1 protein-coding gene is annotated in these 497 nt (G+C 34.2%); it reads left to right on the top strand.

Translation table 11 applies throughout. From position 1 onward, the window contains the following. A partial coding sequence (locus tag CF599_RS19320) for a gliding motility-associated C-terminal domain-containing protein (protein WP_143824848.1) occupies positions 1-486 on the top strand: 486 nt, incomplete at its 5' end. Between the last annotated feature and the right edge of the window lie 11 nt (positions 487-497).

The raw sequence follows: 497 nt of genomic DNA, 5'->3' as shown, positions 1-497 counted from the left end.
CCAGAAAAAAAGGGCTTACATATTTTGAGATGGGATGTAGCAAGTTCAAAATGGGTAGATGAAGGTGGAATAGTAGATGTTAGTACAAAAACAGTTAAAACCCCTATGACGGTTAATGCTTCAGGTATTTTCACTTTAGGGTTAGTAGATGCAGATTATAATTCCGAATTAAAGATTTATAATGCAGTGTCACCTAACGGAGATGGCTTGAATGATTACTTCATTATTACGAACATCAACAAATACGCCAACAGTGTTCAAATCTTTAATAGATGGAGTGCAAAAGTATTTGAATCTAATAACTATGATTCAAACGGAGATGGTACAGCGAATGTATTTAGAGGAGAAGCAGAGGGTAAAGGAGTTTCATCAAGTGGAAAATTACCAACTGGAACCTATTTCTATATTGTTAGATACGAAATACGTACATCAACAGGTTCAGAGTGGATTAAGAAATCTGGATACTTACATTTAGAGAATAACTAGAAAAAAAGCTT

It is taken from the genome of Myroides sp. N17-2, from assembly GCF_002286775.1.
In the GTDB taxonomy this organism is placed as follows: domain Bacteria; phylum Bacteroidota; class Bacteroidia; order Flavobacteriales; family Flavobacteriaceae; genus Flavobacterium.
The sequence above is the reverse complement of the archived record's forward strand: the minus strand, read 5'-3'. Positions and strand labels throughout refer to the sequence as shown.